The following is a 15,906-nucleotide window of genomic DNA, read 5'->3' on the forward strand; positions in this document are numbered from 1 at the left end:
AGTAAAAGATTTTAAGATTTTTCGATTTTAAATTCCAATCCAATATTCCGAACACTTTCAATCTTGATTTTTGGATCTGAATTGAAATATTTTCTGAGCCTGCTGATAAAAACATCCATACTTCGCCCGGAAAAATAATCATCTTTTTTCCAGACAGACATTAAAATTTGATCTCTTTTTAATAATTGATTATGATTCAGATATAAATATTCAATAAGAGAAGCTTCCATTTCTGTAAGCTGCTGGACATGATTTTTGTTATTAAGGGTTAATCTTTCAGTATCAAAAATATAAGAACCAATTTCAATAATATTATTTCCGTCCAGGCTTCTTTTTTGTTCGATTCTCTTTAAAATATTCTGCAAACGCAAAATCAGTTCGTCGACCTCAAAAGGCTTTACAATATAGTCGTCTGCACCTAGTTTTAATCCAATGATTTTGTCTTCTTTTAACTTTCTTGCCGTTAGAAAAATAAAGGGAATTTCGGGATTGATTGTAATTATTTTTTCGGCCAATGAAAATCCGTCCAATTTTGGCATCATGACATCAAAAATACAAATGTCAAAAGCTTGATTTTTAAAGTAGTCTAAAGCTATTTCTCCATTTTCTGCCCAGATTACTTCAAATTGATGCAATTCTAAATATTGTTTTAAAATTGCAGCAAAATCAAAATCGTCTTCGGCTAAAAGTAATTTTTTCAAAATAAGGTAATTAAACTTTTAATAAAATAGTAAACTGAGTGCCTTTTCCTAAATCACTCACAACATTAACAGTGCCCTGATGCGCTTTTATAATTTGATCCACATAATACAATCCTAAACCCAGACCTTTTGTATTATGAAGATTTCCTTGCTCTACGCGATAAAATTTTTCAAAAAGAAGGGATTGTTTGTTCTTTTCAATCCCAATTCCGTCATCCTGAATACTAACAGAAAATTGATCTTGAACTATTCTTGTTTTTATCGTAATCGTGTTTGAGCCATATTTTACAGCATTTTCCAAAACATTTAAAAAAGCCGTTGTCAGATGAAACTTATCCAAAACCAGAATTGTTTTTTCGGTTTGAAAATCAGTTTCCAGATTAATTTTCGGGTTTCCAATTTTAAAATCTTCAATAATAGAAAGTAGAAAAGCTTCGGTATTTATTTTTTCTTTTTGCAATTCGATTTCATTTTCAGCCAGTGAATTTGCCATAACCTGGTCAATCAGACTTTGCAAGCGATTATTTTGGCGTGAAATTGTATTGACAATAGCATTGAAATTTTCATCGTTTTCACGGATGTTTTTCTGTTCTAAAATTTTAGTAGAAATGCCTAAAGTTGCCAAAGGTGTTTTAAGTTCGTGCGTGATATTATTGATGAAATCAGTTTTTACATCGCTTACTTTTTTCTGTTTGATTAAAGCTTTTAAGGCAATTACAAAAAGCGTGATAAGCGTTAAAATCGAAAATAAAGATAAAATGAGAATGAAAGTCATCCGTTTTAAAATAATCATTTCCCAATCGACAACAGAAACATACATCGAATCTTCGGTCAATAATTTATAATCCTGATTTTCAAAAGTTCCATTTGTTGTTCCAACATAACTTCGAACTAAAAAAGCATGATTTAAAGAGGCCAGATTTCCATATAGTTTGTTCTCGATAAAAGGCTTTTCTGAGAAAATAGTATCGGCTTTTTTTGTGTTTCGATACAGAATAAATTTATTGAGCACAATCGCAAAATCTATTTTTATATTAGGCATATCCCTTTCAAACTTACGCTGAATTTTTAGTGTTAATGCATCGCGAAATTCATTTTCGAGGACACTATTTTTTAAGTCACTTTTGCTCTTTTTGCCCTGAATATAATTTTCTGATAATTGTTTGTAAAGCGCTTCTTTTTTTGAAACAATAACCGAATCGATATCACTGTAATTATTAGAAATTTGACCAATTTCGTTTTTAATTTCGGTATGAAACTGAGCTACTTTATAATCATAAGTTGTTTTTACCAAATAGCATTGCACCGTCGATAAAACGATTAAAGCTATTACAGAGAAAGCGATTAATAAATTGATTCTTTGTTTCATTAGTTTTTATGGCACGCGGATGACGCGGATTAAACTGGTTTGCACTGATTTTTTTTTCACGCAGATTTAAAAAAGATTTAAGCAGATTTCTATATAATTGAATCTGTGTAAATCTGTTTAATCCGCAAAACCAGTGGGCTACTTTATGGCACGCGGATGACGCGGATTAAACGGGTTTGCACTGATTTTTTTTTCACGCAGATTTAAAAAAGATTTAAACAGATTTCTATAATAATTGAATCTGTGCAAATCCGTTTAATCCGTAAAATCTGTGGCTCATTTTGCAATTCAAAAATAATGTTTTTATAGTTCGAAAAATGCGTTAACTCCGCATTAACCTTCAATTAACGTCCGCAACCTTTTTTTAGAAGCACTTTTGCATCAAATCAAACCAAAAATTTCTAAAATGAATATTTATTTGCCTCTAAAACTTATTCTGATTGTACTTCTATTTTGTTTTTCTATTATTGGAAATGCTCAAACAGAAACTCCAAAAGACAGTATTTCTAACAAATTAAATGAAGTTATTATCACTCAAAATAAAAAAACATTTTCTAATCAAAACGGAAATATAAAAGTAGATGTTGCCAATTCTATTTACAATTCAATTCCTAATGCAGTTGATTTACTGGCGAAATTACCAACCGTTCAAATTAGTTCAGATAAAGAAAGTATTAGCGTTATTGGAAAAGGAAATCCATTAATTTATATTGACAATCAAAAAGTGGGAATAAATGATTTGAATGCTTTGGCTGTAGCCGATATAAAAACGATCGAAATTATTCAGAATCCATCTTCTAAATACGAAGCAGAAGGACGTGCGGTAATTTTGATTACAAGGAAATTTAGTAAAAAAGACAGTTTTAGAACAGAGATTTCTGAAGTTGCGTCGTTCAAAAAAAACTACAATAATTACCTCGGATTTAATTCTAATTTCAAAAAGAATAAACTGGAGCTGAAAGCCAATTTTAATTACAATCGATTGAATCCGTGGGAAGGACATAGTATTGATTATCAAATTCCAACTGTAGAAATTGCTTCGAAATATGAGGTAACGGCTGATACAAAAAGAAACCAATACATTTTTGGCGCCGGTTTGTTTTACAAAATAAATGAAGACGATTATTTATCGTTTAGTGTCAATAGTAAGCTGCAATCGGATACTTTTCCAATTAATACCATAACCGATAATAAAAATAAAGAGGCTGTAAATAGCGTGGTTACTTTTACAGATAATGATAGCAAAAAGAATTTTGTAAATTCCTTTTTAAATTATCATAAGAAAATAAAATCAATTGACGCACAGGTTTTTACAGGTTTGCAATATTCTAATTTCGATCAGGGATTATTTACCGAAGTAAATAATAATTTTAATGATACCCAATTTGAATTAGACCAAATCAGAGATCAAAAATTTCAAATTAATTATTTTTCAGGAAGAATTGATATCGAGAAAAAAATTAAAAATGAAATGAAATTTGAATTTGGAGAATTGTATTCATCCGCAGATTCAAAATCTGATGTTGCTGTTTTTTATACCGAAAACAATCAAAATGAATTAAGCTATTATGATTTTAAAGAAGACAATGTATCCGGATACACACAATTGTCAGGAAAAATTAAAAAAGTCGACTTCTCTCTTGGTTTTAGGATTGAAAACTCCAATGTAAAAGGAAAATTCAGAACAGATGAATTGCCATTATTAGATAAAAAATACACTAATTTTTTTCCCAAAGCACAGTTTACTTTTCCGATTGACAGTGTTAAAAGCATTTCTGTAAACTATGCCAGAAGCATTTCAAGACCCAATTATTCATCTCTGAGTCAGGGATCAACTTATATAAATCCTTATTTTTTATATGCCAGAAATATTAATTTAGGACCAACAATTATTAACGAAATTTCAACCACTTTTCAATATCACGATAAGTCGGTTAAATTAAGTTATACCAGCGCTAAAGATCCTGTTCATAATACTTTTTCATTCGATGATCAAAATAATGTAATGACTTTTAAGGATATTAATTTTGATAAAAGTTCCGGATTTACAACTGATTTTACGTTGCCATTCACGTACAAATTCTGGACAACAACCAATTCTTTAATTTTTATTTTAGAAAAGATTGAAGATCATTCGGCGGCATTTATGGCTTCAAAACCTTATTTTTATTATACCTCAAATAACGATTTTAAACTTCCAAAAGATTATTCTTTAGCTTTAAATTTCTGGGGATTAACAAAACAATATACAGGTGTTTTTATCACAAATCCCCGATTTATAGCAGATATGGCGGTTTCAAAAACATTCTATAAAAAATGGAATTGTACTTTAAGCTGTAATAATATTTTTAAAAATAATATCGAAACGGAAGAATTCACGATCAATGATATTAATTCGAAAGCACGATATGTCGTTGATAATCATTTGATTTCATTTGCCATAAAATATTCTTTTGGAAAAGTAAAAGAAACTGAATTTAAAGAGAAAGGCGATGAAAATCAAAGCAGAGTTAATTAGGACTAATTTACCGCAAAGAACACAAAATCACCAAGCTTTTGTCATTTCGACGGAGGAGAAATCTTCGCGAGAAGCTCGACAAAGATTAGATTCTTGTTGCGGAGTTACTAGCGAAGATTTCTCCTCCGTCGAAATGACAATATTGTGTTTAAATTTTGCGTCTTTGCGTTCTTTGCGGTAAAAAAACACCTAGTAAAAAAAACGAAATTAACCTTCGTCTTCTTCGGTTATTTTTAGAGGCGAATCATCCGGAAGTTCTTCATCATCATCTGTAGAATTTAATTCGAAGAAACTAAAAAACGAACCACCGTAACTTTTCTGAAAAGAAAAATTACTTAAATGCTCCATTTTGGTGTATTTTGAATGCTCGATAATCATCATTCCATCATCGTGAAGCAAATCCCTTTCGAAAACGGTTAAAACAATTTTTTCAAAAGCGGCCTGATCTAAGCCATAAGGCGGATCGGCAAAAATAATATCATACGATGTTTTGCAGTTTTCCAGAAATTTATAAACATCACTTTTGGTTGCTGCAATATCAAAATCATATTCTGATGCAACCTGCTTGATGAATTTTACGCATCCAAAATCGCCATCAACAGAGGTAATGGGTGCGCTTCCGCGTGAAGCGAATTCAAAACTAATATTGCCGGTACCCGAAAATAAATCCAAAACCTTTAAGCCGTCAAAACTAAAATGATTATTTAAAACATTAAATAATGCTTCTTTACTCATGTCAGTCGTAGGTCTTACAGGAAGATTTTTTGGTGGGAAAATGCGACGCCCTTTGTATTTTCCTGAAATGATTCTCATGATTGAAATAAGATATAATGTTTTTGATTCTGAGCAGTTGAAAAGTTGTTTTTTTCTTGTAAAGTGCTTACATCCAAGAATGAAACGTTACGAATATATTTGTATGCGATGGCGTAATAAGCGTCATTTTTTTCAATTGTTCCCAATAATTCAAGCGGAAAAATTTCCGGGTTTAAACCCAACTGTTCGGCAGTAAAAAGCAAATAATAAATAAAATCGGTTGGGGCTTGATATTCAAACGAATTAAATAATAATAGCTTTTGATTTTGAACCACGATAATTTCAAAATGACCAACATTAAAATTGACAATCATTTTTTTATCATCATTATTTTTTGATGCTTCTAAAATTTTCTCAATCAAAATACTATTGGCATGTTTGTAATCAAACGAACCAACCTGATCAATCAGGAAATTATTGATGTTTACATACGGAATGTAAACAGAATTCATTTCGTATTTTGAAATTTGATCGTAGGTAAAAAAATCAGTTTCAAAAACTTTGGTTGTATATTGTAAATAACTTCCCAGATAATGTTCGTCAAAAAGAGCTGAAGGCACAAAAGTTGAAAGATTGTTATTGTGAATAACTATAATTTCGTCGTAAGAATCCTTTAATTCAGCAAATTTTTTAAAGTTATCGTGATATAAATCTTCTATTTTAGTTGTTTTATGTGAAGAATCGAAACTAACTTCATTAAAAGATGTAATAGTATTATTGAGTGTGTCAAAACAACAAAATGAAAATCCGGTCAGGGATACCTGAATCGAAAGTTTTTTGTATTTTTTTGATGTAATATTAGTATTTTGTAAAGACATAACTTGATTTATAATTCGTTACCTGCTATAGAGTCAAGAAAGAATTTAATTCGAAGACAAACTTACAAATTAAAAAGCAACAATAATAATTGCAATTTCAAAATTGTTTTTCACCATATAAGTTATATAAGTTCAATTTAGCAGTAACACGTATTTTTTTTCACCATATAAGTTATATACGTTCAATTAAGTATTAAGATCTCAATAAAGGGCATATTAAAAAGAAATTTAAGATGATGAAATGCTGGAATTAAATGAACTTCTTATTATTTTGGTAAGAACATACTAAACGCAGAATTTAAATGAACTTTTATAACTTATATGGTGGAAAAATATTGATTTTTGAAATTGACATTGCCATTTAAAAGCCCGTACTTTGTATTTCAATTTTTCCCTATGAATTCATCATTGTTTTACGGCATTTTGCAAAAAAGATTTCCGTTTGCACCAACTTACAAGCAGGATATTTTTTTTCAAAAAATAGCTATTTTTTTAACTGATACGCACAACGATACCATTTTTGTATTAAAAGGATATGCCGGAACGGGAAAAACAACTGTAATTTCGACTATTGTAAATAATCTTGGTGATATTAATAAAAAGTTTGTTTTGCTGGCACCAACCGGCCGCGCGGCAAAAGTAATTGCCAATTATTCGAATACGCCAGCTTTTACGATTCATAAAAAAATATATTTTCCTAAAAAATCATCGGGTGGAGGCGTGGCTTTTACCAAGCAAGTCAACAAACATAAAAACACGATTTTTATCGTCGATGAGGCCTCGATGATTTCAGACAGTACTTTAGACAGCGGTTCACTTCTGGATGATTTGATTAACTATGTTTATTCAGGAACCAATTGCAAAATGATTCTTTTGGGAGATACAGCTCAGTTACCTCCTGTAAATTTAGATATTAGTCCGGCATTAGATATTCAGACTTTGGGTGTTCATTATGATAAAGAAATTGAACACATCGAACTCGACGAAGTAATGCGTCAGGAAGAAAGTTCAGGAATTTTATTTAATGCGACGGAACTGCGCGAATTGCTGAAAGAAAGTTTTATTACAGAGTTTAAATTCAACGTAAAAAAATTCAAAGACATTGTTCGTTTAACCGATGGATATGATATTCAGGATGCGATAAATACCGCTTACAGCAATTATAGTATTGAAGATACCGCTTTTATCGTTCGCTCAAATAAACGAGCCAATCAGTATAATGAACAAATCAGAACCCGAATTTTGTTTAAGGAAAGTGAACTTTCGGTAGGCGATTTTTTGATGGTGGTGAAAAATAATTATTTCTGGTTAAAAGAAACCGACGAAGCTGGATTTATTGCCAACGGTGATATTATTGAAGTTCTTGAACTCTTCGGAATCAAAGAATTATACGGATTTAATTTTGCCAGAGTAAAAATCAGAATGGTCGATTATCCGGATCAAAAACCTTTTGAAACAGTTTTGCTTTTGGATACCATAAAAAGTGAATCTCCGTCTTTAACTTACGAAGAATCAAATCGTTTGTATGAAGAAGTGATGAAAGATTATGAAGATGAAAGTACGAAATACAAGAAATTCCAGAAAGTAAAAGAAAACGAATATTTTAATGGTTTGCAGGTGAAATTTTCGTACGCCATAACGTGTCATAAATCGCAAGGAGGGCAGTGGGATACGGTTTTTATCGAGCAGCCGTATCTGCCAAACGGAATTGATCGAGATTATATAAGATGGCTTTATACGGCAATGACGCGTGCCAAAAACAAATTATATTTGATAGGGTTTAAGGATGAGAGTTTTGAGGAATAAAAACACTAATTTCACGAATTAGCACGAATTCTTTCGATCTAGATTAGTGAAAATCTGTGAAATTCGTGTTTACTAATATACTATAATGACAACACTAAACGACTTACATTCGATTTCATCGACGTTTTCGAATACAGATAAAATGCCGGTTTTGTTTTTAGGACATGGCAGTCCGATGAATGCGATTGAAGAAAATCAGTTTGTGGCGGGTTTTCGTAATCTCGCAAAAACATTGCCACAGCCAAACGCTATTTTATGTGTTTCAGCGCATTGGTTTACCAACGGAACCAAAGTGACTTCAATGCAAATGCCAAGAACAATTCATGATTTTGGAGGATTTCCGCAGGCACTTTTTGATGTGCAATATCCAGCAAAAGGAAGCCCTGAACTAGCCGTAGAAACTAAAAAAATACTAGAACCGGCCAATGTCGATTTAGACGAGCATTGGGGCTTAGATCACGGCGCGTGGAGTGTTATCAAACATTTATATCCTGAAGCAAATGTTCCTGTAATTCAGTTGAGTATTGATTATACCAAATCGGGGCAATATCATTTTGAGTTGGCTCAGAAATTACAATCTTTACGTCATAAAGGAGTTTTAATAATCGGAAGCGGAAATATCGTGCATAATCTTCGTTTAGTAGATTTTAGGAATTTTGATAAAGATAACTATGGTTACGATTGGGCAATTGAAGCCCGTGAAACTGTGAATAATTATTTGTTAGATGGGAACTTTCAGCCTTTAATAGATTTCGAAAAAATGAGCAAAGCTGTTCAGGTTGCGATTCCAACACCTGATCATTATTTACCTTTGTTATATACTTTAGGTTTAAAAGAAAAATCAGAAGAATTAAGTTTGTTCAATGATAAATTACTAGCTGGTTCCTTGAGTATGACATCAGTAAAAATCATGTAAAAAAACTCTGCGAAACTCTGTGAAAATCTTCGTGTAACTTTGTGTTATAATTTTACCACAGAGATCCGCCAAGTTTTCACAGAGATTCACAAAGATTTATAAAAAAAAATAAAAATAACTATGAGGATGCGATTACTTCGTTCCTCGCAATGACATAAAAATGAAAATAATAGCTGTAATTCCGGCGCGATATGCATCAACACGTTTTCCTGCAAAATTAATGCAGGATTTAGGAGGTAAAACGGTAATTCTAAGAACTTACGAAGCTTCTGTAGCTACAAATTTGTTCGATGATGTATTTGTTGTAACCGATTCAGATTTAATCTATAATGAAATCGTTTCGAATGGCGGAAAAGCTATTATGAGCATCAAAGAACACGAATCTGGAAGCGACCGAATAGCAGAAGCCGTAGCCAATCTTGATGTAGATATTGTGGTAAATGTGCAAGGTGACGAACCTTTTACAGAAGCCGGACCTCTGGAACAGGTTTTATCAGTTTTTAAAAATGATGAAGAACGCAAAATTGATTTGGCTTCGTTAATGAGAGAAATCACTAATGAAGACGAAATCAATAATCCTAACAATGTAAAAGTGGTGGTCGATCAATCACAGTTTGCGTTGTATTTTTCACGTTCTGTAATTCCGTATCCGAGAGACAAAGACGTTGGAGTACGTTATTTTCAACATATTGGGATTTATGCTTTTAGAAAACAAGCTTTGTTAGATTTTTATAGTTTACCGATGAAGTCTTTAGAAGCTTCTGAAAAACTAGAACAACTTCGTTATTTAGAATTCGGAAAACGAATCAAAATGGTGGAGACAACGCATGTTGGAATCGGGATTGATACGGCTGAGGATTTGGAGAAGGCTAGAGGTATTTTGGCATCTAAATAGATTGCGGGATGGCACGCGGATGACGCTGATTCGCTAACGCGAAGACGCGGATTTTGACGGATTTTAGTAAAGCTACTTTTTGGAAATAAAATTTTATTATGGCTCAAGATGTAAATGAAATATTTAGGAAAAAAGATAAGATTGTCATTGGCGGAATGCTCATTTTCGTCTTTAGTTTAATAATAGTATTAAATTTTTTTGGATATTTTGAAGATGTAGAAAGAGATGAAATTTTAAATAATGAGTTTAGAACTACTGTTATTGAAACGTATGTTGATTATAGCGAACATAGAAATCCTATAGTTAAACTTTCGAACGGAGAAAATATGGTAAACTTTTTCCCAAAAAGCAATATAGAATTAATTGTAGGGGATAGTTTAGTAAAGAGAAAAAAATCAACTGATATGCTTGTATTTAGAAAGAAGACATTAATTTATAGTGTAAGTCTTTTAGATAAATAAATTTAAGATATCTTATAAAAACGAGTGCATAGCCCCGATAGAAGTGGAAATCCTTTTGTGGCGGGGTTCGCCACAAAAGATTGAAACGGATAGCGGGATTAGCTCCTGAAAATTACAATATTAAATTCACAAATAGTAGTAAGATTGCTTTCGCCGCGACGAACTGGCAAAGACACACAAAACCAAAAAAGCTTCTAAACAATTGTCTAGAAGCTTTTTTTATATCGAAAACCAAATCAAAATCCCTAGTATAAAACAGGAAATTTAGAAGGATTTGCTTCATTCATCATGCTGTATACTTTCTCAAAAATATCTTCGGCAGAAGGTTTAGAGAAATAATCACCATCAGTTCCGTATGCAGGTCTGTGGGCTTTTGCAGCAAGTGTTTGTGGTTTGCTGTCCAGATATTTATAAGCGTCTTGCTCTTCCAGAATTTGTTGTAGGATATAAGCTGAAGCTCCGCCAGGAACATCCTCGTCGATTACTAACAAACGGTTTGTTTTGGCAATACTTTTTACAATATCCTTATTAATATCAAACGGAAGTAAAGACTGAATATCAATCACTTCGCAATCAATTCCTAAATCTAGTAATTCAGTTGCAGCTTGTTCTACCAATCTTAAAGTTGATCCGTAAGAAACCAAAGTAATATCTGAACCTTCTTTTAATGTTTCAATAACACCAATTGGCGTTTTAAATTCACCAAAATTCAAAGGCGTTTTTTCTTTTAAACGATAACCATTCAAGCATTCAATAACCAAAGCAGGCTCATCGCATTCTAAAAGAGCATTATAAAACCCTGCAGCCTGCGTCATATTTCTTGGAACCAAAACATGAATTCCGCGAATAGCATTAATGATCATTCCCATTGGAGAACCAGAATGCCAGATACCTTCAAGACGGTGTCCGCGGGTTCTGATAATTAATGGTGCTTTTTGTTTTCCAACAGTTCTGTATTGAAGTGTAGCCAAATCATCACTCATGATTTGAATGGCATACAGTAAATAATCTAAATACTGAATTTCGGCAATTGGACGTAAACCTCTCAAAGCCATTCCAATACCCTGACCAATAATAGTAGCTTCACGAATACCAACATCGGCAACACGAAGTTCTCCGTATTTTTCCTGCATACCTTCAAGACCCTGATTTACGTCTCCAATGTTTCCAACATCTTCACCAAAAATCAAAGTTTCAGGATATTTGGTAAACAAAGCGTCAAAGTTATCACGCAAAATCATTCTTCCGTCCAGATCTGCTTTTGCATCATCTGCATATTTAGGAAGCACTTTTTCTACAGAAAATACATTTTTGTCTGATTCAGAATATAAATTACTGCTGAATCTTCCTTGTGTTATTTCAATATAGTTCGTAATCCAGTTCGATAACAGTACTTTACTGTTCGGAACTTCAATAAAGCGTAAAATCTTTCTTGCAATCGCAAGCATTTCTTTTTTCAAAGGCGATTTTATGGCGCTTAATTCTGAGATATATTTTTGAATTCTTTCTTTATGGTTGATACTTGCTGCTGCAATTTGTTCCAATAAAGCCAAAAGATTTTTCTGATCCTCAATAATTGGGTTGATGAAAGAATTCCACGCTTCTTTTTTAGCCTCTAGAACTTCTTTTTTGATTTCAAAATCAATTTCCGCTAATTCTTCCGGCGATGCAATATTAATGGCAATCATCCATAAACGCATTTGGCGAATACAGTCAAAATCTCTCTCCCAAGCCAGTCTTTCTCCGTTTTTATAACGTTCGTGAGAGCCAGAAGTAGAGTGACCTTGTGGTTGTGTTAATTCGTTAACGTGAATTAAAACCGGAACATGTTCTTCTCTTGCAACTGCTGCGGCTCTTTCATAAGTTGAAACCAGTTCAGCATAATCCCATCCTTTAACTCTAAAAATTTCATACCCTTTTGAGTCTTCGTCGCGTTGGTATCCTTTTAAAATTTCAGAGATATTTTCTTTTGTAGTTTGATGTTTGGCGTGAACAGAAATTCCGTATTCATCATCCCAAACGCTCATTACCATCGGAACTTGTAAAACTCCGGCAGCATTTATGGTTTCAAAAAACAAACCTTCAGATGTACTTGCGTTACCAATAGTTCCCCAGGCAACTTCGTTTCCGTTTACAGAAAATTTGTCTTTAATAGTAATACCATCAACATTTCTGTAAATTTTTGAAGCCTGGGCCAATCCCAATAATCTTGGCATTTGTCCGGCTGTAGGAGATATATCTGCGCTTGAATTTTTTTGTTGTGTTAAGTCTTTCCATGAACCGTCTTCGTTCAAACTGTGCGTTACAAAGTGTCCGCCCATTTGTCTTCCGGCAGACATTGGATCATATTCTAAATCGGTGTGACCGTATAAACCAGCGAAAAATTGCTTTGGAGTCAATTCGCCAATAGCCATCATAAAAGTTTGGTCGCGATAGTATCCAGAACGGAAATCTCCGTTTTTAAAAGCTTTTGCCATAGCAAGCTGCGGCACTTCTTTTCCATCACCAAATATTCCAAACTTGGCTTTTCCCGTCAATACTTCTTTACGACCTAAAAGGCTACATTCACGGCTTGTTACGGCTATTCTGTAATCTTTCATTACTTCTGTTTTGAAATCTTCGAAAGTAAGTGTAGTATTGTTGTGTTCTTTAATCATAATCTCAAATGGGTCATGTTACGCAGCAAAATTAATTAAAAAGTATCAATAATCATAATTCATTAAAATAAATATAATTTAATTATTTATAATTAAATTGCTAAAACTACGTATATTTTTTGTGTAATATTTAAGTTTTTTCTGTTTCTAATAACAATAATTTATGTTTTTGTGTAAAATTTATTGAATTAAAACCATTTTCGGGTAAAAAGTGTAACTAATGTTTTTGGAGAGAGTGTAACCACAAATCTAATTTTTTCGTTGTATTTGTTCTGAGAGATCTCCCAGCCGTTATTCGAGTACACCGGAAAATAAACTTCAAAATAATCGGTTACCAAATTCAATCTGATACCGCTATCATATATAAAACGCTCATTTTCATGTGTGTTTTTCATAAAACCAAGATCTCCGTAAACTTCGATCCAGTTCCAGATCGAGTAACTGGCATTTAAAGTGGTCATCCATTTATCGGCATATCGAGGTTCTATTTTTGACTTAAAACCACCTTCTGCCATTACATATTGCTGACTGAAAAATCCCGTGCTTTCTGATCTTCCGTAAAAATTATAATCAAATAAATAATCAGTTGGACGATCCAAACCGAAACTAAAATAATCTGAATTGGTTGTGTTGTATAAAAAACTTCCGGCGTATAATCTCAAATTCAATTTTCGATTATCGTCAAATAATCTTCTGTATTCTACTTCTGCGGCCAATTTTCCAAAATCACCAGAAAACTGCACATCAGTCATAAAATTAAAATGATTGATTAATTCGGTCTTTGTGTTCGAATACCGGGCATTGAAAATAGAGTAGTTTGGTTTCGAGTTATCTGTTATATAAGTACTTGCTTCTCTATTTACAATAACCTGACGCAACAAAATCAATTGTTTTCGGTTGTCCCTGAAATTTTCTTCCCGAATTCGAAACTGAACCATCGGATTCAATCTAAGATAAGTAGCATCAGGAGCATAATGAAAATAATTCTGACTGATAGAGTAACGTACATTATAAAGTGTGCTGTTTCTATAATATTGACTGTATGAAAAAGCAGATGAACCCGTTAAAGTTTCCGTATTAATCGAATACGTTGGATTAATATCAAAATTAAAAGGCTTGTCGAGTATTGTTTTATTATGAAAACGTATTCCCGGCATAAAGCCATCATATAAATTATAAGTCAGCGTTGGAATGTATAAAATCTGATTATAATACGGATCTTCTAAATCTTTGGCAAAGTTAAATTTTATCGGACGGTTTGTAATCACCAGATTTTTTAATGATTTCCAATTGTTTCTTTGGTTGTACTCTGGGACTTCATTATCATAATTAATTACAATTTTATCCGCATTTTTTCGTCCAAACGTATAAGTTGTATCATTATTTTTGGGTTCAATCCATTCTTTAAAAACGACTTCATTTTTCTTAATTCCGTATACCGGAATTGGGGCATAAATACCGGTTTTGTTTTTTATAGAAAATTGTACACTATCTTTTGTTCTCGAAACATTCGTGAATTTGTAGTCGATAATATCACGGGAATCAATTATAGTTTTAAAAAACCAATCGATATTTTTAGGGCTCTTTTTGGTTAGTATTTCTTCAAAATCATATCGATTTGTCTGTTCCGTTTTATTCAAATTATAAAATTCCTGAACACTTTCAGGAACAACACCATTATTTAAATAATCATCCAGATAGCTTAAACTTAAACCTGCGCGGTATTTACTGGCAATTTGCTCATTAAATTTAATCAGCGTGTTTTTTGGATCACCAAGAGGCTGATCAAGATTTTTTCTGGCCATCAGCATATAATAATAGCTGTATTGCTCATTAAAAGATAAGTTGGTAATATTATAACTTTTAAAAAGCTTCATGTCCGAAAGTTTACCTAACATCTTTTGATCCAGATGCTGTTCTTCCATAAATTTCATCATGGCATAGATCTGAATTCCGTCATAAACCCAATTGTCTTTTCGCGGATCCAGTCGCAGACTGTTTTTCAAATAATTATTCAGATACGTTTTTAAGAAAGTAATTTCGAAGATAAAATCATCCGGAAACGGACTAATAAATGATGGTAATTGATTGAGCCCATAAAATGGATTTCGATCATAATCTGCCTGAGAAACCGTAATTTTTTGATGTGGATATTCTCCAATAAACGCACTCGCAAAAGTCACGACCCTGTTGATGATAATTGCTTTTTGAATGTCGCTGATTTTTTTACTTCTTAAGTCTGAAAGAATTTCTAAAGAGCCATTGGTGTAACTTCTAAAAGTATTTTGTCTTTCAATAAAGAAATTAAAATCAGTTCTGTTCGATCCTGAAAAAAGATAACTAGTATAAGAAGAGTTCGCATTGTCTTTTGAAACCGAATTCAAATCAGTCGTAATCGAATATTGACTCGGAATTTTTATTTCAATCTCATAATCTGTACTGGCATTTGCAATATCATCAAGATTAAAATTATTGTTTTTCACAAAACTATGATTTTCAAAACGTGCCGGACTTAAAAACCAGTTTTTTAAACTCATTCCACCATTTTGATCGAAACCATAGTGCGTAAATTTATCACTCGGAATTTTAGATATGTAAGTAAGATGAAGTTCAATTTTTTCGCCGGGAAGTAACTTTTGCTTCAGTTTTACGATAATAAAATCCGGGTTTTTATCGGTTCTTTCCCATTCAAAAGCCAAGTTATCAGAATCAGAAAGATTCAAAATTGTAGTATTTCCTCTTTCAGCGGCCTTCGCCAAATGAAAACCTCTGTAAAATTCATCCGAAAAACGTTTAGCCAAAGGCGTATTTTTATCAGAGAAAGCATTATTCCAGTCATTCAAAACGATCGTACTCAAAGAATCATTTGAAGTATTATAATAGGTGATATCTTGTTTTACATTCAGTGTTTTAAGCTCAAGATTTACAGCCACTTCCATCTTAGATTGATGC

At 32.5% G+C, this 15,906-nt stretch carries 11 protein-coding genes; 5 read left to right on the plus strand and 6 right to left on the minus strand.

Annotated features, from left to right (window positions below):
- Positions 1 to 11: 11 nt before the first annotated feature.
- Together SD960_RS13015 and SD960_RS13020 are read right to left on the minus strand one after the other, a co-directional pair.
- Positions 12 to 701, minus strand: a complete 690-nt coding sequence (locus SD960_RS13015) for a response regulator transcription factor (RefSeq protein ID WP_318803722.1) — start codon at positions 699 to 701, stop codon at positions 12 to 14.
- A 10-nt stretch (positions 702 to 711) separates the two neighbouring features.
- Positions 712 to 2,070 carry a HAMP domain-containing sensor histidine kinase gene (locus SD960_RS13020; protein ID WP_318803724.1) on the minus strand — a complete coding sequence of 453 codons (1,359 nt, stop codon included), beginning with the start codon at positions 2,068 to 2,070 and terminating at the stop codon, positions 712 to 714.
- Positions 2,071 to 2,476: 406 nt separating this feature from the next.
- Here SD960_RS13020 and SD960_RS13025 point away from each other — a divergent pair, with 406 nt between their 5' ends.
- Positions 2,477 to 4,588, plus strand: coding sequence for an outer membrane beta-barrel family protein (locus SD960_RS13025; RefSeq protein WP_318803727.1), 2,112 nt, complete (start codon positions 2,477 to 2,479; stop codon positions 4,586 to 4,588).
- Between the two features lie 207 nt (positions 4,589 to 4,795).
- Here the strand turns inward: SD960_RS13025 and SD960_RS13030 are convergent, their stop codons facing one another.
- Positions 4,796 to 5,401 (minus strand): RsmD family RNA methyltransferase, encoded by a 606-nt coding sequence (locus tag SD960_RS13030; RefSeq protein WP_318803729.1) that lies wholly within the window; start codon positions 5,399 to 5,401, stop codon positions 4,796 to 4,798.
- Entirely contained in the window at positions 5,398 to 6,219 is an 822-nt protein-coding gene (locus SD960_RS13035) for a DUF3822 family protein (protein ID WP_318803732.1), read from the minus strand. Before SD960_RS13035 ends, SD960_RS13030 begins: the two co-directional genes overlap by 4 nt.
- A gap of 396 nt (positions 6,220 to 6,615) precedes the next feature.
- Here SD960_RS13035 and SD960_RS13040 point away from each other — a divergent pair, with 396 nt between their 5' ends.
- From SD960_RS13040 to SD960_RS13055, 4 genes are all read left to right on the plus strand, one after another.
- Positions 6,616 to 8,025 carry an ATP-dependent DNA helicase gene (locus SD960_RS13040; RefSeq protein WP_318803733.1) on the plus strand — a complete coding sequence of 470 codons (1,410 nt, stop codon included), beginning with the start codon at positions 6,616 to 6,618 and terminating at the stop codon, positions 8,023 to 8,025.
- Between the two features lie 85 nt (positions 8,026 to 8,110).
- A complete protein-coding gene (gene ygiD / locus SD960_RS13045) occupies positions 8,111 to 8,941 on the plus strand; it encodes a 4,5-DOPA dioxygenase extradiol (protein WP_318803734.1) in 831 nt (276 codons plus the stop codon).
- A 160-nt stretch (positions 8,942 to 9,101) separates the two neighbouring features.
- Entirely contained in the window at positions 9,102 to 9,836 is a 735-nt protein-coding gene (kdsB, locus tag SD960_RS13050) for a 3-deoxy-manno-octulosonate cytidylyltransferase (RefSeq protein WP_318803735.1), read from the plus strand.
- A gap of 98 nt (positions 9,837 to 9,934) precedes the next feature.
- Positions 9,935 to 10,297 (plus strand): hypothetical protein, encoded by a 363-nt coding sequence (locus tag SD960_RS13055; RefSeq protein ID WP_318803738.1) that lies wholly within the window; start codon positions 9,935 to 9,937, stop codon positions 10,295 to 10,297.
- A 245-nt stretch (positions 10,298 to 10,542) separates the two neighbouring features.
- Here the strand turns inward: SD960_RS13055 and SD960_RS13060 are convergent, their stop codons facing one another.
- Both SD960_RS13060 and SD960_RS13065 read right to left on the minus strand, forming a co-directional pair.
- Positions 10,543 to 12,954 (minus strand): thiamine pyrophosphate-dependent enzyme, encoded by a 2,412-nt coding sequence (locus tag SD960_RS13060; protein ID WP_318803739.1) that lies wholly within the window; start codon positions 12,952 to 12,954, stop codon positions 10,543 to 10,545.
- 188 nt (positions 12,955 to 13,142) lie between these two features.
- Complete coding sequence (locus SD960_RS13065) at positions 13,143 to 15,893, minus strand: aminopeptidase (RefSeq protein WP_318803770.1); 2,751 nt, start codon at positions 15,891 to 15,893, stop codon at positions 13,143 to 13,145.
- Positions 15,894 to 15,906 lie beyond the last annotated feature (13 nt).

Origin of the sequence: Flavobacterium sp. MMLR14_040 (assembly GCF_033657265.1) — a bacterium.
In the GTDB taxonomy this organism is placed as follows: Bacteria; Bacteroidota; Bacteroidia; order Flavobacteriales; family Flavobacteriaceae; genus Flavobacterium.

Coding starts and splice junctions, on each gene's coding strand:
- ygiD (WP_318803734.1), top strand. CDS start 8,111: ATGACAACACTAAACGACTTACATTCGATTTCATCGACGTTTTCGAAT.
- SD960_RS13025 (WP_318803727.1), top strand. CDS start 2,477: ATGAATATTTATTTGCCTCTAAAACTTATTCTGATTGTACTTCTATTT.
- SD960_RS13040 (WP_318803733.1), top strand. CDS start 6,616: ATGAATTCATCATTGTTTTACGGCATTTTGCAAAAAAGATTTCCGTTT.
- SD960_RS13060 (WP_318803739.1), bottom strand. CDS start 12,954: ATGATTAAAGAACACAACAATACTACACTTACTTTCGAAGATTTCAAA.
- SD960_RS13020 (WP_318803724.1), bottom strand. CDS start 2,070: ATGAAACAAAGAATCAATTTATTAATCGCTTTCTCTGTAATAGCTTTA.
- kdsB (WP_318803735.1), top strand. CDS start 9,102: ATGAAAATAATAGCTGTAATTCCGGCGCGATATGCATCAACACGTTTT.
- SD960_RS13065 (WP_318803770.1), bottom strand. CDS start 15,893: ATGGAAGTGGCTGTAAATCTTGAGCTTAAAACACTGAATGTAAAACAA.
- SD960_RS13035 (WP_318803732.1), bottom strand. CDS start 6,219: ATGTCTTTACAAAATACTAATATTACATCAAAAAAATACAAAAAACTT.
- SD960_RS13030 (WP_318803729.1), bottom strand. CDS start 5,401: ATGAGAATCATTTCAGGAAAATACAAAGGGCGTCGCATTTTCCCACCA.
- SD960_RS13055 (WP_318803738.1), top strand. CDS start 9,935: ATGGCTCAAGATGTAAATGAAATATTTAGGAAAAAAGATAAGATTGTC.